Annotated in this window: 15 protein-coding genes and 2 pseudogenes; 10 read left to right on the top strand and 7 right to left on the bottom strand. The window is 46.6% G+C overall.

Features of this window, described 5'->3' with window-relative positions; translation table 11 throughout:
• Together NK638_RS07495 and NK638_RS07500 are read right to left on the bottom strand one after the other, a co-directional pair.
• A partial coding sequence (locus NK638_RS07495) for a type III pantothenate kinase (protein WP_274632514.1) occupies positions 1-305 on the bottom strand: 305 nt, incomplete at its 3' end.
• Positions 306-428: 123 nt separating this feature from the next.
• Positions 429-1433: a biotin--[acetyl-CoA-carboxylase] ligase gene (locus NK638_RS07500; RefSeq protein ID WP_274632515.1), complete on the bottom strand. Its 1005-nt coding sequence runs from the start codon at positions 1431-1433 to the stop codon at positions 429-431.
• 322 nt (positions 1434-1755) lie between these two features.
• On the opposite strand from NK638_RS07500, the pseudogene NK638_RS07505 reads away from it, so the two are divergent.
• Positions 1756-2525: pseudogene (locus NK638_RS07505) on the top strand (sulfite exporter TauE/SafE family protein).
• Position 2526: 1 nt separating this feature from the next.
• On the opposite strand, the gene NK638_RS07510 reads toward NK638_RS07505, so the two are convergent.
• Positions 2527-2826 carry a DUF4298 domain-containing protein gene (locus NK638_RS07510; RefSeq protein WP_274632516.1) on the bottom strand — a complete coding sequence of 100 codons (300 nt, stop codon included), beginning with the start codon at positions 2824-2826 and terminating at the stop codon, positions 2527-2529.
• 139 nt (positions 2827-2965) lie between these two features.
• On the opposite strand from NK638_RS07510, the gene NK638_RS07515 reads away from it, so the two are divergent.
• The 8 genes and pseudogenes from NK638_RS07515 to NK638_RS07550 all read left to right on the top strand — a co-directional run bounded on the left by NK638_RS07515 (position 2966) and on the right by NK638_RS07550 (position 15186).
• Entirely contained in the window at positions 2966-6877 is a 3912-nt protein-coding gene (locus NK638_RS07515) for an AAA family ATPase (RefSeq protein ID WP_274632517.1), read from the top strand.
• A 234-nt stretch (positions 6878-7111) separates the two neighbouring features.
• Positions 7112-8116 carry a cell division protein ZipA C-terminal FtsZ-binding domain-containing protein gene (locus NK638_RS07520; protein ID WP_274632518.1) on the top strand — a complete coding sequence of 335 codons (1005 nt, stop codon included), beginning with the start codon at positions 7112-7114 and terminating at the stop codon, positions 8114-8116.
• A gap of 158 nt (positions 8117-8274) precedes the next feature.
• Positions 8275-10310: pseudogene (gene ligA / locus NK638_RS07525) on the top strand (NAD-dependent DNA ligase LigA).
• A 168-nt stretch (positions 10311-10478) separates the two neighbouring features.
• Positions 10479-10931 (top strand): hypothetical protein, encoded by a 453-nt coding sequence (locus NK638_RS07530; RefSeq protein ID WP_274632519.1) that lies wholly within the window; start codon positions 10479-10481, stop codon positions 10929-10931.
• Positions 10932-10933: 2 nt separating this feature from the next.
• Complete coding sequence (locus NK638_RS07535; RefSeq protein ID WP_274632520.1) at positions 10934-11551, top strand: Nmad2 family putative nucleotide modification protein; 618 nt, start codon at positions 10934-10936, stop codon at positions 11549-11551.
• Positions 11548-12675 carry a pyrophosphatase gene (locus NK638_RS07540; protein ID WP_274632521.1) on the top strand — a complete coding sequence of 376 codons (1128 nt, stop codon included), beginning with the start codon at positions 11548-11550 and terminating at the stop codon, positions 12673-12675. Before NK638_RS07535 ends, NK638_RS07540 begins: the two co-directional genes overlap by 4 nt.
• A gap of 83 nt (positions 12676-12758) precedes the next feature.
• Entirely contained in the window at positions 12759-13763 is a 1005-nt protein-coding gene (locus tag NK638_RS07545) for a nucleotide kinase domain-containing protein (protein WP_274632522.1), read from the top strand.
• 562 nt (positions 13764-14325) lie between these two features.
• Positions 14326-15186, top strand: a complete 861-nt coding sequence (locus NK638_RS07550) for a MauE/DoxX family redox-associated membrane protein (RefSeq protein ID WP_274632523.1) — start codon at positions 14326-14328, stop codon at positions 15184-15186.
• Positions 15187-15222: 36 nt separating this feature from the next.
• On the opposite strand, the gene NK638_RS07555 is transcribed toward NK638_RS07550, so the two are convergent.
• The 4 genes from NK638_RS07555 to NK638_RS07570 all read right to left on the bottom strand — a co-directional run bounded on the left by NK638_RS07555 (position 15223) and on the right by NK638_RS07570 (position 19958).
• Complete coding sequence (locus NK638_RS07555; protein ID WP_274632524.1) at positions 15223-15768, bottom strand: hypothetical protein; 546 nt, start codon at positions 15766-15768, stop codon at positions 15223-15225.
• A 295-nt stretch (positions 15769-16063) separates the two neighbouring features.
• A complete protein-coding gene (locus NK638_RS07560) occupies positions 16064-16483 on the bottom strand; it encodes a hypothetical protein (RefSeq protein ID WP_105244797.1) in 420 nt (139 codons plus the stop codon).
• Positions 16484-16810: 327 nt separating this feature from the next.
• A complete protein-coding gene (locus NK638_RS07565; RefSeq protein WP_274632525.1) occupies positions 16811-19285 on the bottom strand; it encodes a YgiQ family radical SAM protein in 2475 nt (824 codons plus the stop codon).
• A gap of 205 nt (positions 19286-19490) precedes the next feature.
• Positions 19491-19958 (bottom strand): Lrp/AsnC family transcriptional regulator, encoded by a 468-nt coding sequence (locus NK638_RS07570; protein WP_274632526.1) that lies wholly within the window; start codon positions 19956-19958, stop codon positions 19491-19493.
• 371 nt (positions 19959-20329) lie between these two features.
• Here NK638_RS07570 and rarD point away from each other — a divergent pair, with 371 nt between their 5' ends.
• Entirely contained in the window at positions 20330-21319 is a 990-nt protein-coding gene (rarD, locus tag NK638_RS07575) for an EamA family transporter RarD (protein WP_274632527.1), read from the top strand.
• Positions 21320-21343: the final 24 nt, after the last annotated feature.

The raw sequence follows: 21343 nt of genomic DNA on the forward strand, positions 1-21343 counted from the left end.
TCGCAGCCGAGCTGCTGATCGTTATAATCGCTACGCATCAGCGGGTGCGCGGCATCGACATGGACAAACTCAAACGGGATATTTAGACGGCTGAGGGTTTCGGTGACTTTTATATTGAGCGCTTCGCCGAGCACAGATGAGATACCGATAAAATCGGGCGCATATCGCTCAAAGCGATCGGTGAGACCCATGAGTAATTCGGCAGGCGCTTGCAAATGCTGCTTGGCATCATGGTCGACGATCTGACCGATATCATCGGTGAGCCAGTATTTTAAGCGGGTATTGCCAAGATCTAACCAGAGCATAAAAATCCCTTTATATAGTCAATTCACTAAAAAATGTTATGGCAAAGCTTGTGGATGAAGCTTGTCAATAAAACCCAGAGACTTTTATGCCATAAGGGCGATAGCGCCCGCAGGCTCTATGCGTTAGGCCTGATGAATCACGTCAATGCGTCCAGTAAAAAGCGCAGAAATATTACCGTTATCTTGGCGCAATTGCAAACACCCATGTGTATCGATACCGCAGGCATATCCTGTCACTACAGTGCTATTGCCATGGTGCTCTTGAGTGACGCGTAGGCGCCGTCCTGCGAGGGCATCGACGCCATCAAACTGCTCTAAAAAACGATCCAGATAGTAGGTATGACCGGTGGGTTTTTCTAAACTAAAATAGTCAAAACGCGTCATCGCTGCCATCAGCGCTTTACTCATTTGCTGATAGAGTGTTTTGAGATTTGGCAAGCGTATCGTCGCCGCGTCAGGCAGCATCTGACCGATATCTTGTAGACTGATCGCCTGATAGCTCATACCTTCGCAAGTCTGCGCGGTCAGCGCTGGTGCCGCTTGTACATTTAGCCCCACGCCCATCACCACACCGACCAACTTGCCTGCTATGGTGACAGGCTCTATCAAGATACCCGCAAGCTTTGAGAACGGCTGAGTTTGTATTGCTGGCTCAGAGGGTGTTAGCGCCGGCTTGGATATGGCAGCATAAAAGCCCAAGTCATTGGCCCATTTTACCCCGATAGGCGTCAGCTGGCGCGCGTGCAGTTGCTCATTGAGCGCTTGAATGACAGGCATTTTTGCCAGCTCGACACCGATGACCAAAGACAACAAACCGCTAATCGGCTGATGCACAGGGTGATATAACGACAAATAAACATTACCAAGTGGCGACTGCCAAGAGCGTCCGTGCTGCCCGCGACCAGCGCTTTGGGTATCGGCAGTCAGTAGATGCATCTGTGCGGCATCAAGCGTGCCATCTTGTACCGCTGTGATCAGCTCGCTATTGGTCGAGGCGCTACTAGCAAGGTGCCGATGGTTGAGCTCAGGCAAATGTACAAGCGTTGGCGATGTATCTGCCGCAGTTGGAGTAGAGGTCTCGGCTAAAGGGTCAAAAGGCGCGGCAGATAAAGGGGCTGATGGCGGCATAAGTTTCGTCGATGTGGTTAAGGTTGTAGGGACAATCTTTGCTATACTGAGCGCGGGTCACGGTTTGGCATGAATAAGCGCGAATGAGCATGAATAATCATAGTGACGCGGCTTAATAGCGGTAATCAAATAGCATAAAGATCGGCTGCAGGTTTGGCAAATGGAATATATAGTCAATTGCGAATAAAACGGTTATATAAATTTAAACGCATTACTGGTATAAATCTTCCTTGCGTGCTGTGCCTACGACCTACAAATGCGCAGATGCGCTAAAAATACTCCAAAACACTCCAAAACCCCAAAATAAAAGGCTGAGCTAATGATGTTATATGTGTGGTTTGTGATTGCAGGGGCGTTTCGGTTATGATTATTGTGCCCGCCTTGGTGTGGATATTTACCGCCTATGACTTTTCGCCTGATGTCATCACCCATCTGGCGATCGGTACCTCGCTTGCGACCATCATTGTCACCTCTATTAGCTCATTGACAGCACATAATAAGCGCGGCGGTGTGCGCTGGGAAGTCTGGCGCAAGATGGCGCTGGGCTTGGTCATCGGAAGCCTTGTCGGTGCCGGTATCGCCGATATGATCGATGGAAAAGTTTTGCAAGCCATCATCGGTGTTGGTGCGTTATTGGTCGCGCTAAAGATGCTGTTTTTGTCTAACAAAGAGCAGCTCGGCAAGCCTTTGCCGCCCGCTGGCGTGCAGTTTGGCGCGGGCACAGGGATTGGTATGGCGTCCTCTATCTTTGGTATCGGCGGTGGTAGCTTGACCGTACCGTTTTTAAACTGGGCAGGACTGCCAATGAAGCAAGCGGTTGGCACCTCGGCCGCGTGTGGTTTGCCGATTGCGGTGGCAGGCGCGGTAGGGTTTGCATGGTTTGGTCAAGACGTGGTCAATTTGCCTGAGGGTACGCTCGGTTTTGTCCATATCATAGGGTTTCTATGCATATCCGTCGCCAGCTTTATGATGGCAAAGGTCGGTGCCAAGCTTGCTCACGTCTTGCCAGCCGCCACGCTTAAGCGCGCGTTTGGCGTGTTGTTATTGTTTGCCGGCGGGCAGCTGTTGCTGAGTGCGATTGGGGTGATATGACTTATCTTTTTTCAAGCGCATCGAGCCCCAAGCGCATCCATTTCATAGCCAGCTCGTCATGGTCGGTGAGCATATTCCATAACGCATCTTCGCTAAAGATAGAGTGCGCTTCACCCGAATGCTCGATGGGCAGATCTGCTTCATGATCTTTCATCCACTGTGGATTTAGATAGTAGTCTTTCAACTCATTTTGTAATGCTTCAGCTTTTAAGAACTGCGCTTGCGCCTCTAGTTGCTGGCGATATAGCTTGCACCACTGCTCATATTTTTGCTGCAATTCTTGTGGATTATAATCAGCCATTTTAATGCCCTTAACTTTTAGTGCTTAGAGGAATCATTATTATTTTAAGCCTTATTATAGCATCCCGTACAAAGTCCAAAAAATCGTCATCATTTGCGGTAGAATAGCCGCCTGTTTTTGTTAAGTTTGTCGATCCTTCATGCGTCTAAAATCTCTTAAGCTGGCAGGATTTAAATCCTTTGCCAATCCTACGACCTTTACCTTTCGTCATGGCATCACCGCCATCGTCGGGCCAAACGGCTGCGGCAAATCCAACGTCATCGACGCCATTCGCTGGGTGCTGGGTGAGACCTCCGCCAAGCAGTTACGCGGCGGGGCGATGAGCGATGTCATCTTTGCCGGTACACAAGACAAAGCGGCCAAAAGTGTCGCCAGCGTCGAGCTGACCTTTGAGCATACTCAAGATGAGCAAACTGGCATTCGCCATGAATTGAACCTGTACCATGAGCTCTCTGTGCGCCGTCAGGTCAATAAAGAGGGACGCTCGGATTACTTTATCAATGGCACGCGCGCGCGCCGCCGTGATGTGGTCGATGTGTTTTTGGGCACTGGGCTTGGGGCGCGTAGCTATGCGGTGATTGAGCAAGGCATGATTGGGCGTATTGTCGAGTCAAGCCCGATGCAGCTACGTGAGTTTATCGAAGAGGCGGCTGGGGTATCGCGCTATCAGGCACGCAGAATAGAGACACAAAAAAAACTTGAGAAAACCCAAGACAATCTGGCGCGCCTGCATGACATGCAAAGCGAGCTGGTCAGTCAACAAAAACGCCTGTCCAAGCAAGCCGCTAGCGCTGAGCGTTATAAAGAGCTGGCGCTGACACTGGCGGACATCAAGCAGCAACTGGCCATTCAGCAGCTGTATCAGGCCAAGCATAGCCAGCAGCAGCAAAAACGCATCCATGAGCAAAGCTGTGCTGAAACCGCTCGCCTGCAAGCACAGTATGAGGATCTAAAAGCCAAGCAAGATAAGCTGACGGCTCATATCAATCAAGAGCAATGGCTCAAAGACGATACACAAAGCCGCCATTATCAGCAGCAGCTCAATTATCAAAATGCCGAGCACGCGCTAAACGATGCCAAATCGCAGCTTGCCAGTTTGGCGCAGCAGATGACCAGCTTGGCGCAGCAGCGCGAGCAGGCCGTCAATGAGATTGAACGCATCACCACCGAGCAAGCCGAGCAGCAAAACGTGCTAGAAAAATTGCGCCCGCAGCTCGATGAGATAGCGAGTAAACGCGAGACGCATCAACGTGACGAGCGGCCGCTACAGCGCGCCTATCATGATGCACAAAACCAGCTGTCACGGCTACAAGACAATCATCGTGTGCTAGAGCAGCAGCAAGCGATTAATAGCCAAGCACAAAAACGCCAGCAGCAAAGCCATGAAAAATGGCAGCGCCGCCAGCAGAACTGGCAAAACCTCTGGCAGCAGCTACAGCAGTCACTATCTGCCAAAGTAAATGCGGCTAATACACATAGCGCAGATGGACAAAATCCGACCTTAGCGTCGCACATTGCTGAGCTGAATAAACAGCTACAACAGATCGAACGCCAACAAGATAGCGTCGATGAGCGACTCTCCGAGCTACAGCCGCGCGCGCATGAGCTGCAGCAGCTTTTACATAAGCAGCAGCGCGCGCTGGGTGAGGAAGAAAAACGTCATGCAGTGTTGACCAGTGAATACGACACCTTGCATCAGATACTGCATCCAACACCTACGCCAAAATCACCACAGTCTGCTAAGGTAAAAACCACCGATGTAGTAACAACTGATTTAGCAAATCAAGTAGTAAATAACGATAACGACTTAGCCATTACCACCTTGCGCGAGCAGATTGAGCTGAGTGCCGCCGGCAAGCAGCATGCTGAGCTGCTTGATAAGGTGTTAGCACTATGGCTCGATAGTCATGTGCTGGCTTCTAAACAAGCAAGTAATGAAAAAGTTAACGGCGAAGTGCAAAAAGCGAATAGCTTATGGCAAGCGCTTGAGTATAACTTAAGGGATGTGTTTACTTATCAGAATGCGCAAAACGCGCAGATTAATACACAGGACAATTCGTCAATAGAAACGGGTCATAGCTTGTGGCTATCTGCTAAGCAAAATGATGTAAACGAAAAGCCATTTGTTGGCGCACTACCAAATACTTTGACTGATAAGGTACTGCCTTTATCACAGCTAATCGCGGCGCCCACCCTAGCGCTTTGGCAGCAGTGCTATCTATATATCGCAGACCTTACAACAAACAGCCATCAGACCTTCGATGTGTTGGCAGATATATTAAAAGCTCTCCCACCGTCAGCGATTTTGCTAACGTCTGATGGCTGGCTTATCAGTCGTCAAGGTACGATAAATCTTGGCAAGTTTGTTGGCGCGCAAGATGGTCAAAACGACAGCAATAGTCAATTTTTGACGCAGCGTCTACAGCAGCGCGAGCGGCTGCAGATCTTAGAAGAGCTGCTTGATGGGCTTGAGAATAAAATAGAAGAGCAGCGAAAAGCCATTGCTAATAATCAGCGAAGCTATGATGCGTTGACGATTGGCTTAGAGGAGACGCGGGCGCAAGCTGAGCAGCTGACGCGTGATAAATATAACTATCAGGAGCAGCTGACAACCCAGCGCGCTGCCGCTGAGCGCCTGCAAGCAGATAGCCAGCGCCTGACTGCGGACAAAGCAGCCCTTGAGCAAGAGCAGCAGGAGCTTACGCAAGAGCAGCAGGCACTTACGCATGAGCAGCAGCATATCGCAAGCGAGCTGGCAGCCCTTGCGCCGCAAATCACTGAGGCGCAGGCGACTATGCAGCAACTGCAAGCTGAGCGCCGTGAGCAGCAGCACCGTCAGCAAGCAGATGACGACGCTTGGCAAGCCCTGCAGCTGCGTGTACAGCAAAGCCAGATGCGCCTTGAGCACAGTAGCAGTAGCCTAAAACGCGCAAATGCGCAATATAATAAGGCGCAACAAAACGAGGAAAGTGTAAAAACGCAGCATGAGCAGCAACAAAATAAACTGCCCGCGCTGCAGACCGCCTTGCAGGCACTGCAACAAACGCGCGATGAGCAGCAGGCGCTCTTGGCAGAGCGCGCTGCGGCTTTAACCGCGCTAAAAGAAACCTACAATCAGCAGCAGGCGACTTTAGACACGCTACAGCAGACGCTACAGACGCAGCAAAGCGAGCAGGCCGCACTTGCCACTGAGCTGGCATTGAGCGCCGCGCGTTTAGAGGAGGCGACTCGCTATGCTGAAGACGCCATGGCCGAGTATCACCGTACCAGCGAACAGGGCGACACCGCGCAATTGATGAGTGTCTCGAGTTTGTTGGCGGATTTTATCGCCCATGATCGCCGCGTGCGCCCTGATAAAATCGCCGAGCTTGAGCGCGAAAAAGCCAAGCTTGAGCAGCAAATCAGCAAGATTGGCGCGGTCAATCTGGCCGCCGTGGCAGAGTTGGCTGAGGTCAATGAACGTCTAGAGCCGCTCGCGCAGCAGACCACTGACATCACTGCCAGTATGGAGACATTGAGCGAGGCGATAGCCGCTATCGACGAGACCACCAAGACCTTGTTTATCGAGACCTTAGAGGCGGTGAATACCGATCTTGCCAACTTGTTTGCCAAAGTCTTTGGCGGTGGTCAGGCAAGCTTGACATTAAACTTAGAGGATCTACCAGCAAACACGCCCAAATCAGAGCAGTGGCGGGCAGGGCTGACCTTGATGGCGCAGCCAAAAGGCAAGCGTAATAGCCGCCTTGCGGTACTCTCAGGCGGCGAAAAAACCCTAACAGCACTCAGTCTTATTTTTGCCATTTTTAAGCAGCATCCTGCGCCGTTTTGTGTGCTTGACGAGGTCGATGCGCCGCTCGATGATGCTAATGTCGGGCGTTTTACTAGCCTCATTCATGAGCTGGCAGGTGACTTGCAGTTTATCTTTATCAGTCATAATAAGCTGGCCATGCAAATCGCTGACGAGCTCAAAGGTATCACCATGCCAAGCGCTGGGGTCTCTCGTTTAGTAAGCGTCTCGCTCGATGAGGCGGCGCGCTATATTAGTGAATAACAAGGAGAATGAGGACAGGCGCTAGACAAAACAAATCACGGAGCAATAAAATAGTAATAACAGCAAGCGGCGAGCAATGGTATAGTAAATAGCACGCCAGCAACGTCACACAACTGTGTCAGGCTGATGATAAACGATGACTATATGATGACGATATTCATAAGCCATGCTAGACTATTGCCATTTATTGTTTCTTGTGTATTCCCTTTTGTCATATATTAGGATGTATCTCTCATGACCGCTATTCAGTTTATCTTGATTGCCATTGCTGCGTTTATCGTGCTCGCAGGACTGTATATGGTCATTCGTAGCTTTAAGCGTCGTAGCAGCGCTGATGCTCCTGTCGTCAATTATGACAAAAACGGCATCCCGATCATACCGCGTCACGAGCGCAGCATCGTCGACCAGCCAGATTTAGAAGATACTGTCGTCGGCGAGACAAGTATCGGCCCTGATCGCAGTTATTTAGATACGGTGGTTGAGCAAGAGCCTGTGACTGCGCCTCACAATACCGAGACCCCATCAGCCACGGCGCAAAACTTGGCCGATACGCCTGATAGCAATGATGAAGACTATATGCGCTGGCAAGAAGCTGAGCTGCGCCGTGACGATGCAGAGTTTGCCGACACAGCGGCGCAGATGGGCAGTGAGCAAGAGCTCGATGCGTTCTCAAGTTTGGTATCGGCGACTGACAGCTTGATGCCATCGATTGATACGGCAGAAGAGCCAAGCTTTGATAGCAACAGCCCCATACTAGATCAGCACCTCTCAGAGCCGGTCGATGAAGCGCAAAACGCGCCGCTTATCAACGCCAAAGACAACATCAACATCACTATTTTACCAACCCAGTATCGTGATCGCCCAGCGGCGGTTATTCGTGGCCGTGATTTGCTGGCATTGATTGACAAATATGGCCTGCGTTATGGGGCGATGAACATGTTTCACCGCTATGAAAAAAAAGACGGCACAGGCATGCTATGGTTTAGTATGATGGGCATCACCGAAAACGGTATCGCCCCTTTTGATCCGCATAGCGTCGCGACCAATGTCTATAACGGTGTGGTGGTGTTTTTGTCATTGCCGCATCCGCAAGCGCTGCACAGCTTTGATAGTATGATGAGCATCGCTTATATGATGGCAAGCGATTTGGACGCCATCTTACTTGATGAAAATAACGAACCGATCACGCCCGAATACAAGCAGCAGCTACGCAACCAAGTCCGTGACTATGAGGCCTAAGCGCCGACGCTAAATAAATCAATAGAAATTCAAAGCAAAACCAAAAGCAAAAAACATCATGATAGCGTGATGTTTTTTGCTTTTTTTATGGGCGGTTTATCACAATATTAGCCAAACTTGTTATGATATCAGCATCTAGAGTAATCAAGACGCTGACTATGACCGACCTGCACTTATCGCCTGCTACGGCACAAAAAAACCAACAACCCGCCACACCTGATGACATCGTGGCACAGATGCGCACGCTGATTGCCGCCATCAAAAAACACAATTATGCCTATTATGTACTCGACAATCCTATTTTGGACGATAGCGAATACGATCAGTTGCGCCGCGCATTGCTTGAGATCGAAGAAAAATATCCAGATTTGGTGCAGTCCGATAGCCCCATCAACCAAGTCGGCGACATACCGCTGTCGGCGTTTACGCAGGTGACCCATGACATCCCTATGCTATCGCTTGGCAACGTCTTTGATTATGACGAGCTGCACGGCTTTATGCGCCGCGTCAATGATCGCCTGAGCGATGCCCAGCAAAATCCTGAGTACGAGATGGAGCTAAAGCTAGATGGCCTAGCGGTGTCACTCAAATACGAGTATGGGCAATTTGTGCAAGCGGTGACGCGCGGTGATGGGCAGACAGGCGAGGACATCACCCAAAACGCCAAAACCATTCGGAACTTGCCGCTGTATCTTTGTGAGGCAAAAGACATCCCGCTATTAGAAGTGCGCGGCGAGGTGCTGATGCCAAAGGCGGGGTTTTTACGTTTAAACCGTTTGGCAGAAGAAATGCCGCCGGTAGCCTACGCCAACTCGACCCTGCAATCGCTGCCAGCCGTCCGTTGGCGTTTTATGCGTATTCGGTCAATCAAGGTCTGCCAGCGGCGATTGAAACCCAGTCCGATGCACTTGCTTGGTTAAAAAAGCTTGGCTTTACCGTGAGCGCTGTCGAGGTGGTACAGAATCCACGCGAAGCACAAGCCTACTATGAATCGGTGATCAAGAGCCGTGACACGCTACCGTTTGAAATTGATGGGACAGTGATTAAGGTCAACCGTTTGGCATTGCAGCAGCAGCTTGGGTTTTTGTCGCGTGAGCCGCGCTGGGCGACCGCCTACAAATTCCCTGCCGAGACGGTGATGACCCGCCTGCACACTATCGAATGGCAAGTGGGGCGAACCGGACAGATCACACCTGTGGGTAAGCTTGAGCCGGTGCAAGTCGGCGGGGTGACGGTCAGCAATGTCACCTTGCACAACTTTGGCGAAATTCAGCGCTTGGATGTGCGCGCAGGCGATATGGTCAGTGTGCATCGTGCCGGTGACGTCATCCCCAAAGTCACGCGTGTCTGGCACGACCAGCGTCCAGCAGACGCAAAGCCAGTCGAGCTACCATCGGCTTGCCCCGTGTGTGACTCGCCTGTGGTGCTGCCAGATGGTGAGGCCTTGGCGCGCTGTAGCGGCGGTTTGTTTTGTCCTGCGCAGCAAGTTGAGGCGCTTATCCACTTCGTCTCACGGCGGGCGATGGATATCGATGGGCTGGGCGAGCGCTGGCTGATGAGTTTTTTTGAGCATGGCCTTATCAAAACCGTCGCTGATATCTATGACTTACATAACCATACCGACGAGCTGATCACTTTTGAAAAGCTGGGCGAAAAATCGGTAAAAAATCTCATCAGTGCTATCGACGCTAGTAAGCAGACGACACTCGCACGCTTTATCTACGCGCTTGGCATTCGCGGCGTGGGTGAGACGACCGCGCAAAACCTCGCCCAGCAGTTTGGCGAGCTTGATAGTTTGATGGCAGCGGATATCGAGACATTGCTACAAACACCTGATGTCGGTGCGATCACCGCCGAGCTGATTTATGAGTTTTTCCGAGCGCCGCACAATATCGAGGTCATCACCGCGCTACGCGAGGCAGGCGTGCATTGGGACAAGGTCGAGCAGGTCGCAGCAGAAGGGCTACCACTCGATGGGCAGACGTGGGTCATCACCGGCGCGCTTGATAGCATGGCACGTGATGAAGCCAAAGCCAAGCTGCAAGCGCTCGGTGCCAAAGTCTCCGGTAGTATCTCGGCCAAGACCACCGCGCTACTGGCAGGGGACAAAGCTGGCTCAAAACTCACCAAAGCAGAAAAGCTGGGCGTAAAAGTGGTGAGTGAAGATGAGTTTTTGGAAATGGTTGGGGAGTAGGTGATGGTATAGCTAGATTTTGAATTAATACTGGCTTTTGTCTAATATTAGATTGTAAATGCGTAATAACTTTCTCTCAAAATCGTTATTTGCATCTCTTCAAACTGCTAGATTAATTGATTTTTGTAGAGTAGAATCATATATTCACTATTCAATCTAAGGAAGGATATGAAGGCGCTATTCGTACACACTAGCCAAGCTGAATCTAGCATCGATCATCTAAACTCTGTCAAGGTCATATTAAATAAAAAATATGCACCTGAATTTTATGATAAGCGAATCAATTGCGATTGGGAGCTCAAATCGAGCTTACTCAATCTACCGTTCGAATTTAAAGACTTAGATATTATTTTCATTTATATGAGTGAAGAACTTAATGATTGTAAGTTCTTAGAATCTATAATTCTCAATTTAGCTACGCAATATGCTATTAAAGTAATATTTATATATGCAGAAGATTTTTCATCTACAACTCCCCTCGATATAGCCTTACAATCTAATAGCTCTATACTACCTTCTACTACACTTGAAAATTTACATAATCTAGAAGATGGTATTTATCAAGATAAGCAGGGTAATTCTTTAAACCCACCTAATCCTACTAGACATAAGTGTAGATAATTATGAAATTATATTCTTATGTAATGAAATATGATGAAGGTTTTGCTCCTAATCCATACCATGGATACCTTACATTAGCCACCTGCAAACAAGTTATAAGAAAAGTTGCAGATGTTGGAGATTTTATAATAGGTACTGGTTCAAAACCTAGGGGCGATGTGGGCAAACTTATTTACATTATGGAAGTAAGTGAAACTTTGACATTTCAAGAGTATTCAGCTGACAGTAGGTTCCAAGCAAAAAAACCAGTTATGTCTAATAACAAAGTTCAACAGGTAGGAGATAACATTTATCATTACGAAAATGGATATTTCAATCAGCTTAACTCAGTACATTCTGATAAGGATGGTAATACCGTAGAAGGTCATAAAAAAACTGACTTGAGTGGTATAAATGTACTTATTTCTAATAATTTTGTTTATTACGGAAATAACTCTAAATTAATACCTGATGAGTTTAGAAATTGTCATGGTCAGGATATTTGCATCAGGAACTCAAATCATAAAACCTTTGATAATAACAACTATCCTAAATTAGCTGAATTTATTCAATGGGCTTATGATCGAGAACCCATCGAGGCTATGGTAATGGGTAGGCCGTCTGACTGGAAAAAAACATGAATAAGAGTGATAGAGTTTACTTAAGCAGTTACGTTGACCTTGTAAAGGGAACTGACAAATTTGAACCTGAAAAGGCTCTTTTTGGAGCTCAAATGGGTTTATTTAGTGAAGTAGGTAGTCTTATTTCTCTTTTAAAGAAAAAGTTGTTAAATAGTTCGTTAAATAATGAGTCTAAAAATCAAATTACTGAAGAAATGGGTGATATTTTCTGGTACTTTACTCTGATTACTGTGGTTAAAAATATTGATTTTAATGATTTGTTTAAAAGAACTGATTATTTTAATGTAACGAGAAATAAATTAGTTATTACGGATATAATAGATGTACCTATCCTTCAAGTTAATACTGATGTAGATGATAAAATTAATGAAGAAGATCTATTTGTTATGGTTATTGATAAATTGATTTGCGTAAATAAAGATCCTAATCTTAGTAATTTAAGTGGGTTTTTAGACATCTATTTACAGTTTATGAGATTTCTCGGACTTAATTTGCTGGAAATAGTTGAGAGAAATAAGTTTAAGATAAGAGATAGATTTGTAGATATCAAAGAACTCGAGATGCCTGAACTAAGTTTTGATGAAGGTTTTGATCCAGACGAACAATTACCAGTAAGATTTGAAGTGCATATAATTAAAAAATCGAACGGTAAGTCGTATCTTAAGTGGAATAATGTATTTATTGGTAGCGCTTTAAATGACAATCATCAAGATGGTGATAATTACAAGTACCACGATGTTTTTCATCTTGCGTTTGCTGCAATTCTACACTGGTCACCTACCTTTAGAGCTTTAATTAAACACAAAAGGAAAAGCAAACCTTTTATCGACGAGAATCAAGATAGTGGTAGACCGATAGTGATTGAAGAAGGATTAAGCGCTTGGTTATTTTCGATGTCAAAAGAAAATAATATTGATTTTACTCAAGCAGATAATATCTCATATGATTTATTAAAAACAATAAGAGTTTTTGTTAAGGGATATGAAGTTGAGAAGTGCCCTTTGCAGCTTTGGGTTAAAGCAATTACACTAGGATACTCGGTTTTTAACCAAGTTGTTGAGAACGAAGGTGGAATTATCGTAGGTAACCGTGTAGACAGGACACTTGAGTATAAGAGTTTTTAGAGAAATGAAAGTTAAATATATACAGACTCTGTGGAATGTAAATATTATACTTTATGAATATTCTTTTATGAACGGTATAAGAAATGATAAAGCCAAATGAAGATGTTTTTAAGTATTACTTTTACTTCATTCAAGAGAGAATGAATATATTTTGGAATAAGTATACAGAACATTATCCTCTTACAGAAGATCCTGTTTTAAAGGAATATAAATTTACTAATGTCTATAGGGCTATGGATAGAGTTAGTCAGTATTTAATAAAAAATGTCATTTATACGGACGATAATTTATCAAATAAAGATATCTTGCTTAGAATTATTATATTCAAAATATTTAATAAGCCTGAAACTTGGGAGTATTTGGAAAGAGAAGTTGGAAAGATTTCTACAGAAAATTTTGATATTAATCATATTAACAGTGCATTATCGGTACGAAAAAAAAACAGCGCTATCTTCAATAATGCATATATGATGACTGGAACGCATAGCCTCTATAACCATTTAGATTTCAAACATGAAAAATGGCTTCAGATGGTAAGAGATGAGCTCATTGGTCAGTCAGTACTTGATAAAATAATTGACTCAAAGACCCTGTCAGAAGTTTTTGATTTATTGAGAGAGTGTTCATTAATTGGGGACTTTCTAGCATATCAGTATGCTATTGATATGAATTATTCAAATGTCATTAATTTCAGTGAGGACTCATTTGTCAAGGCGGGAATTGGAGCTATAAGAGGAATTAAGAAATGCTTCAAAAATGAATCTTTACAGAAATATAGTAATGAAGATATTATTAAATTCACTCAAGATAACTTTGGAAAATACCAATTAATTTTTGGATTTAATGAATTTAAACCTCTCTTCGGTAGAGAGCCTAGTTTAATCGACTTACAAAATTGTTTCTGTGAAACTGATAAGCTTTTAAGAGTGAAAATGCCTGAATTACAAGTGGATAATAAGCGCATAAAACAATTTTATAAAGAAACACCTTTACCGCTAGATATTTTCTTTCCTCCTAAATGGAATATTAACCATAAAATTGAAAAATCGCACTTAGAGCCTACTAGAAGAGAGCTCACTCTTTTTTAATGAACTTAGAGTGTCTCATCCTTAACACCGCTATAAAATCCTACTAGTTTTCATCTAACAGGTGATGCAATTCATAACATTTTTAACTCGGATAAATTGCTTAATATTGATATCATCCAAACTTGTCTTGAAGATGGAGTTTATGGTGCTTGTGCCTGCGTTATTGAGTCAATTAAAGCATTACATGTGCTATTCTATATAACAAATTAGTCTGTCATTTCTTGAGTGCAATTCATTTGGTTTCTTGTAATGTTTGGCTTAATTGATAACGCGTCCTGGCTCAATGACTAAATATAGTTCTTTCCGCTTACCAGTCAGCGATTATAAAAACGCGTGCGCCACATGCCACCTCAGCGTAATCTATCTGCTTTACATAGAACTTGTTTTTCTCATTCCAATACAGCGAAACCCACCTCTAAAACACGCCACCACTTATCATTAAACCTAACAAAGTTAACAAGACTGATTCAGATCGTCCTGACCGATACTTATAAGATAATAGTCACAGTCATAAGAGAAATTATGATCAAAAAGCGAATAAGCAAAACGTAAGGAGCGCGTTATGGCAGACCATACCAATCATCAGTCTGAGTCCGACACTATAGACGACAGTCACAGCCCGCAAGTACAGCATCTCATCGACATTCTCCAAGGCGAGCATATCGGCAAAGAAGGCGGGCAGTCTGCCATCATCTTTCGCATGGTGATGCCAGACCATCTATGTCCGTTTGGCCTAAAGTCAATCGATGCGCTCAAGCACGCAGGCTATGACATCATTGATCGTCATATCACGACCCAAGATGAAAACACACTGGTTAAAGAAACGCTTGGGGTCAAGACCACGCCGCAGACCTTTATCGATGGCAAGCGCGTGGGTGGTAATGATGATCTGCAAGTATTCTTGGGCAATCAAGAACCCGAGACAGACGACGACACCACTTACGCGCCCATTATTGCGATATTTGCTGTTACCGCACTCATGACACTGGCATTATGCTGGGCATTTGCCGTTAGTGTCTTTTCGATACAAGCGCTGATGTGGTTTGTCGCGCTCTCCATGTGTGTATTGGCGATTAAAAAGCTTGAGGATTTAGAAGGGTTTACCACTAGGTTTTTGGGCTATGATTTACTCGCGCGCCGCGTGGTACGCTACGCCTATGTGTATCCGTTTTTAGAAGCGTTTGCCGGTATCGCTATGCTTGCCGATCAGCCTTGGCTCAATCCGATTGCAGGTTTGGTTGCTTTTATCATCGGCTTAATCGGCGGGGTATCCGTTATTAAAGCCGTCTATATTGACAAACGCGAGCTAAAATGCGCCTGCGTCGGTGGCGATAGCAATGTGCCACTGGGCGCAATCTCTTTAACCGAAAACGTCATGATGTTCGGTATGGGTGGTTATATGCTGATTCGCGCTTTATTATAATCAAGTGGTTTGATGATGCGTAATAAATACATCGAGCTACTCCGCCATTTCCCCATGCGCCTTTGCTTCACCTTTTTTACCATCTGGCTGAATGACGATAGGCAAGACCAACCCTTTGGCAAAGTCATCGGTCAATACATAATCATAACGGCTGGCCGCCACGTCAGGCGTGGTATGAATGACAAGTTTTATCTCTTCACTATCGATAATCTCATGTGAGGTATAGCGCTCGCTTAGCTGATCTAGCACCTTTGAAAGTGCTTCGTTGCTCGCCATGCTCACCGTGAGGTTGTGCTGGGCAGTAACAGTATCCATATCAAAATACTCGGCATAATCGAGGACGTTTTGGCTATCGATGGCAAAGGGGTACTCATAGGTACTGCGATCAGCAGGCTTTTCGCCGCTCGCGACCGACGACCAATCGATGGTGTAGGCGGCAGGCGCTGAGGTCTGTGCAATGCCATCGCTGGACACTGCTGCTTGCTCAGTCGCAGGGTCAGCCACCTCAGTTGGCTGGTCACAACCTACTAGCACCCAACCAGCAGTAGCCATCAGTAATATACTCGTTAAGCGCATTCCCATCGATGTATCCTCTTTGTTATTGGTCGTTATGATTGCCCGTTGTGCTATTTTGCCAGCTTTTGCTCGGCTTCTCTAGGGCGTCTCCTCAATACGTTTTAATACCTCGATATTACCTGTGCTATTTTCGTTGTTTGATTAGGGCGTGTTGAACATTCAACCATGGCATTGACAGAGACTATTAACGCGCATAAAAAAACAGCCATCTTTTGATGACTGTTTTTGATGTACTTTATTGGTTTGGCTTTTTGGTTTTCTGTCGTTTAAACGCAAAAGCTTAACGACTGAACCTTAAGTATTATCTACCGATCTGGCAGTTTACTTGATATTCTTTACCGTTTGCCCATTTAATGGCAAAGATACCTTTGTCACCTTTCATATGCCAAGCATAGACTGCTTCTGGGTTTGAGTCATTGATATAGCTGGCTACGTCACCTTGTACGCCGCCGTTTAGGATAATTGGCTGCTCTGCCCATTTTACTTTAGGCATGGTGGCGTTTAGCATGACTTGTTTTTTATTGATAGACTGTTTTGCCATGATTTGGCTGTCATCAGTACAGGTATAAGGTGCTGGTGCCATACGGTCGTAAGCGGCATCCGTGACGCTCTCTGATGCTGGCGTGTTTGCAGCGTTTGGCGTGGTCGGTGCGGTCGTGGCACAAGCGCTTAGCAATGCAAGGGCAGGTAAGGCAGTGGCGATTTTGGTTAGGGTGTTCATGGCATTCTCCAAATGTTTAACAAAATTATAAGAGGTCTTAAGACGTCTATAACAATTATCATGTATTTATTATTAACAAAGCATTAAGCATATAGGGGCTATGGTAACGAAAGCCGCCTTTGATGAGTGTTAGAAATTGTTTGTTACCTGTTCATTAAGTTACGTAAACACTGACTAATGTAACGCTACGGGACAGTCGTTAGTGATAACCGGCTCGCCGCCAGTGCCACATTTGATAGTTAATTCGATATAACACCCTACAATTACCAAAAAACGGCGTTTTGCTCAAACAGCGCTTGGGATAGTCCACTCTAGCCATCGTCCAGACTATTTAGTCTTACGCGGCGGTAAGCCCGTATGCTGAGTCTGAAAGTTACCTTTGCTGACTTTCTTTTTGGAGCGGTTGTTGGCTTGAGCTTTATTAGTACTATTTTTATTACGGTTTTGACGCTTAGCTGAGTCATTACCAATGCGGCTGTTCTTTTTGCGTGCAGACTGGTAGCTGTCTTGCGCCGCATCACGGCCTTCTAGATGGGCGTTATATGGCGGTATCAGGCAGCCGCGATTTTTACCGATCAGGTCACTACGGCCCATGTCTTGTAGCGCTTTACGCAGTAGTGCCCAGTTTTTTGGGTCATGGTAGCGAAGAAAGGCTTTGTGCAATTTGCGCTGCTTGCCTGATTTGACGATGTCCATATCACCACCCTCACGGCTGACCTTGTGTAGCGGGTCTTTGTGGGTATGGTACATGGTGGTCGCGGTCGCCATGGGGCTAGGATAAAATGCCTGCACTTGGTCGGCGCGGTAGCCGTTACGCTTTAGCCACAGCGCAAGGTTCATCATGTCCTCATCACGGGTACCCGGGTGGGCGGCGATAAAGTAAGGAATCAGATACTGCTCTTTGCCAGCCTCGGCGCTGAAGCGCTCAAACATGGCTTTAAATTCGTCGTAGCTGCCCATGCCCGGCTTCATCATCTTGGACAGTACGCCTTCTTCTGAATGCTCTGGGGCAATTTTTAGATAGCCGCCGACATGATGGCTGACCAGCTCTTTGACATATTCAGGGTCTTTGACCGCCAAGTCATAACGCAAGCCTGAGGCGATTAGGATTTTTTTCACACCTTTGATATCACGGGCCTTACGATATAGCTTGGTGAGGTTGCTGTGATCGGTAATGAGGTTTTCGCAGACGTCAGGATAGACACAAGACGGTTTGCGGCAGTTTTTCTCAATGGTCTCGTCTTTGCAGTTGAGACGGTACATATTGGCTGTCGGGCCACCAAGATCGGAGATGACACCTGTGAAGTTAGGCGCCGTATCGCGGATGGCTTCGACTTCACGTAGGATGGAGTCCTCTGAGCGGTTTTGAATGATGCGGCCTTCGTGCTCAGTGATAGAGCAAAACGTACAACCACCAAAGCAGCCGCGCATGATATTGACCGAAAACTTAATCATGTCATAAGCTGGAATGCGTGCGTCACCATAGCTCGGATGCGGCAAGCGGGCATAGGGCAGATCAAACACATAATCCATCTCTTCGGTGGACAGCGGAATCGGTGGCGGGTTTAGCCACACATCGATGGCGCTGTGTGAGTTACCACCGCCGCTGTTGTGTCGCTGCACCAGCGCCCGAGCGTTACCGGGATTAGTCTCTAAATGCAGGATACGGTTGGCATGCGCGTAGAGCACAGGGTCTGATTTGACGTGCTCATAGTCAGGCAGGCGAATCACTGTCTTATCACGTGGCGGCATTTTTAGCTTATGCTTCCGCGCGGTCATCGGCTTGTTTGTTTTTGTCTTATCAAACCCGCGTATCTGTACTACTTGCGTGTCGGTATCGACTTGATCAGCATTTAAGACTTTGTTGGTGACGGGCTCGGCGACGAAGCCTTGATACTGCTGCGAGTATTGTGAAGCCGTGCCTGTCATTGCTGATGTGGCTTGCCCAACTGGCGAGTCCGATGGTTTTTCTTGTTCGATTTTACAGCTATCAACGTTCTCGGTCATCACGTACGGGTTGATGATTGGATCGACGCGGCCGACGGTATCGACATCGTTGCTGGCGACCTCAGTCATATCTGCTTGCCAATGGCGACGACTCGGCGAGAGTAGATACGCTGTGCCTCGCAGCTTACTCATCTGCTCAAACGTATAGCCTTTAGACAGACCATGTACCACATCGACGATGGCGCGCTCGGCATTGCCGTACAGTAACACATCAGCGCGGGCGTCGAGCAAGATGCTACGGCGCACTTTATCTGACCAATAGTCGTAGTGGGCGATACGGCGAAGGCTGCCCTCGATACCGCCGAGGATAATCGGCACATCGGGATAGGCCTCACGGCAGCGCTGGCTATAGACGATCGCAGCGCGGTCGGGGCGTTTGTTTGCCACATTGCCCGGCGAGTACGCATCATCGCTACGAATCTTGCGATCGGCGGTATAGCGGTTGATCATGCTGTCCATATTACCCGCGGTCACGCCGTACGCATAGACTGGCTTGCCAAGCGCCATAAAAGCGTCTTTGCTCTTCCAGTCAGGCTGGGCGATGATACCGACGCGAAAGCCCTGCGCTTCTAATAAGCGACCGATAATCGCCATACCAAAGCTTGGGTGATCGACATAAGCGTCGCCTGAGATGATAATGACATCACAGGCATCCCAGCCCAGCGCGTCCATCTCAGCACGGCTCATCGGTAGATAAGGCGCAGGCTCGTAGCAGCTTGCCCAGTGTTTGTCATAATCATAAAGCGGTTTGATGCCTTGTTTAAAGGCGGTGCGGGCGATGGTATCGGCAGACATGGGCGACCCTTTGGCTGATTGGCTGAAGTGGCGTAAAACGATGACGGCGCAGCGTTTAAAAAACGGCTCATCTTACCATGAATCATGCTCAGGTTGTGTAAAACTGCCCAAATAACTGCGAAATGATTAACGGATAAGTTATTGATAGTCTAAGAAAAAATGTCGATAAATAGCACGTTGCTTTACTGTTAATCCAGCACGGCTTTTAATCCAGCGCAATCTTGGTTCCACTTTTGGTAAAGTTCATCACAAACTGACTTTTAAAATGGCGCACGTTGTTTTCATCGGTCAGCACACTGCGGGTAAAGCGGTGATAGTCGCTCATGTTTTTGGCATTGACCACCAATAAAAAATCCACGTCACCTGAGATTTCGTAGCAGCTCATCACCTCAGGTTGCTGCATCATCAGCCGCTCAAATCGGCTTTGCATCAAGGTGTTGGAGCGCTGCATCTCTATCATCACTACGGCGGTCAGACCGTAGCCAACCTTGTTGGGATTGACGATAGCGACTTGTTTGGTAATCACGCCCGTGTCGGTCAGCGCTTGGATACGGCGCTGCGCGGTCGCGGTAGACACATGCACCGCCTCGGCGACGCGTTTTAGAGGCAAGGTCGCATCGTCTTGTAATAAGTTCAAAATGGCCTTGTCGATGGCGTCGAGTTCGTGCTGCATGGTTCCTCCTATCTTGCGCTATAAAAAATAATTGCCGTCAAATGCCAACAGAAAAACATGTCCTGATAAACACGCGAGATTAAACAATATTTTTCTTGCTTGCTGTGACTGCGTCTTTTGATGCTGCGAAAAACATCATTTAATCTCGTTGCATTGATTTTAAAAAATAATGTCTATATTGTGCCCAAAATAGCGTATAAATGAACAGAAATTTCATAAATTTTTTTATAATGATAAAAAAGTTATTAAATTGATAATAATTAGAAAAATATAACCATAAAAATCTGAAATTAGAGAAGCGTTATCACCGATAGTCGTTACACTGTGCCGTATATCAACTCTTATCACAATAATGACGTATGGGGTCTGCGATGCTATCTACTTTGACTTCAAAATCAAGATTTCCAACTTTTGGCTTGGGCACTTACTGGCACAGTCGTTCAGCAAGCGAGCGCGTGATGATGTCAGGCATTGCACTGCTGCTGTTTTCTAGCGTATTGTTTGGCGTGCTGTATTTATACAGCAATTTTTTAGCGCCGTTATCAGGCACGCAGGTGTTTTTATGGCGTATCGTTGCAATGTGGACGGCGCTGGTTTTGGTACTCATGGTCAGTGGTCGTTTGGGCGAGCATGTGGCGATTGTGCGCGGTTTGCGTACATGGCGCGCTTGGGCTTTATTGCTGCTGCCGACGCCGATTTTTTTGAGTCAGTTTTGGCTGTTTATGTGGGCGCCTGTCAATGGTCAGAGTATCCAAACCGCGATGGGTTACTTTTTATTGCCATTGACGATGGTGCTTTCAGGCTGCGTGGTGTTTAAGGAGCGTTTAAGCCTGTTGCAGTGGCTCGCGGTTGGCTTAGCGGTTTTGGGCGTGAGCGCGGAGATTTGGCGCACGCACAGCGTGTCTTGGGCGACCTTGTGGGTGTGTAGCACTTATCCGATATATTTTGTCGTGCGCCGCGTGCAGGGCATCAGCGCGGTGACGGGGTTGCTGTTTGATTTGACTGTTGCCTTGCCATTTATCCTTGCGTATTTGTGGTGGATTGACAGCAGCAGTCTTGCGATTGTCGGCGGCTCAGGGCTAACGATTCTGCTGCTTGCTGGGCTTGGTGTGATTAGCGTACTTGCAATGAAGACCAACATTGATGCCAGCCAGCTGTTGCCTTTAAATATGTATGGCATGCTCAGTTATGTGGAACCCGCGATTTTGTTTGTACTTGCGGTGACGGTGCTCGGCAATCCGCTAGAAACGGCAATGCTTTATAGCTATGGCTTGATTTGGCTTGGGATTGTGTGTTTGCTCGTGCACGGGGCGCGGCAGCTACGTCGTCCGCGCGATACCGAAAAAACATTGCCTGCTTAAGCTTTAACTATGTATATAAAAAAA

Source organism: Psychrobacter sp. A3 (assembly GCF_028823565.1).
Taxonomy (GTDB): Bacteria; Pseudomonadota; Gammaproteobacteria; order Pseudomonadales; family Moraxellaceae; genus Psychrobacter; species Psychrobacter celer.

What these genes read in the sequence shown, in the direction of transcription:
- NK638_RS07500 (WP_274632515.1), bottom strand. Translation starts at nt 1,433, where the DNA reads ATGCCGCCATCAGCCCCTTTATCTGCCGCGCCTTTTGACCCTTTAGCC.
- NK638_RS07510 (WP_274632516.1), bottom strand. Translation starts at nt 2,826, where the DNA reads ATGGCTGATTATAATCCACAAGAATTGCAGCAAAAATATGAGCAGTGG.
- NK638_RS07515 (WP_274632517.1), top strand. Translation starts at nt 2,966, where the DNA reads ATGCGTCTAAAATCTCTTAAGCTGGCAGGATTTAAATCCTTTGCCAAT.
- NK638_RS07520 (WP_274632518.1), top strand. Translation starts at nt 7,112, where the DNA reads ATGACCGCTATTCAGTTTATCTTGATTGCCATTGCTGCGTTTATCGTG.
- NK638_RS07530 (WP_274632519.1), top strand. Translation starts at nt 10,479, where the DNA reads ATGAAGGCGCTATTCGTACACACTAGCCAAGCTGAATCTAGCATCGAT.
- NK638_RS07535 (WP_274632520.1), top strand. Translation starts at nt 10,934, where the DNA reads ATGAAATTATATTCTTATGTAATGAAATATGATGAAGGTTTTGCTCCT.
- NK638_RS07540 (WP_274632521.1), top strand. Translation starts at nt 11,548, where the DNA reads ATGAATAAGAGTGATAGAGTTTACTTAAGCAGTTACGTTGACCTTGTA.
- NK638_RS07545 (WP_274632522.1), top strand. Translation starts at nt 12,759, where the DNA reads ATGATAAAGCCAAATGAAGATGTTTTTAAGTATTACTTTTACTTCATT.
- NK638_RS07550 (WP_274632523.1), top strand. Translation starts at nt 14,326, where the DNA reads ATGGCAGACCATACCAATCATCAGTCTGAGTCCGACACTATAGACGAC.
- NK638_RS07555 (WP_274632524.1), bottom strand. Translation starts at nt 15,768, where the DNA reads ATGGGAATGCGCTTAACGAGTATATTACTGATGGCTACTGCTGGTTGG.
- NK638_RS07560 (WP_105244797.1), bottom strand. Translation starts at nt 16,483, where the DNA reads ATGAACACCCTAACCAAAATCGCCACTGCCTTACCTGCCCTTGCATTG.
- NK638_RS07565 (WP_274632525.1), bottom strand. Translation starts at nt 19,285, where the DNA reads ATGTCTGCCGATACCATCGCCCGCACCGCCTTTAAACAAGGCATCAAA.
- NK638_RS07570 (WP_274632526.1), bottom strand. Translation starts at nt 19,958, where the DNA reads ATGCAGCACGAACTCGACGCCATCGACAAGGCCATTTTGAACTTATTA.
- rarD (WP_274632527.1), top strand. Translation starts at nt 20,330, where the DNA reads ATGCTATCTACTTTGACTTCAAAATCAAGATTTCCAACTTTTGGCTTG.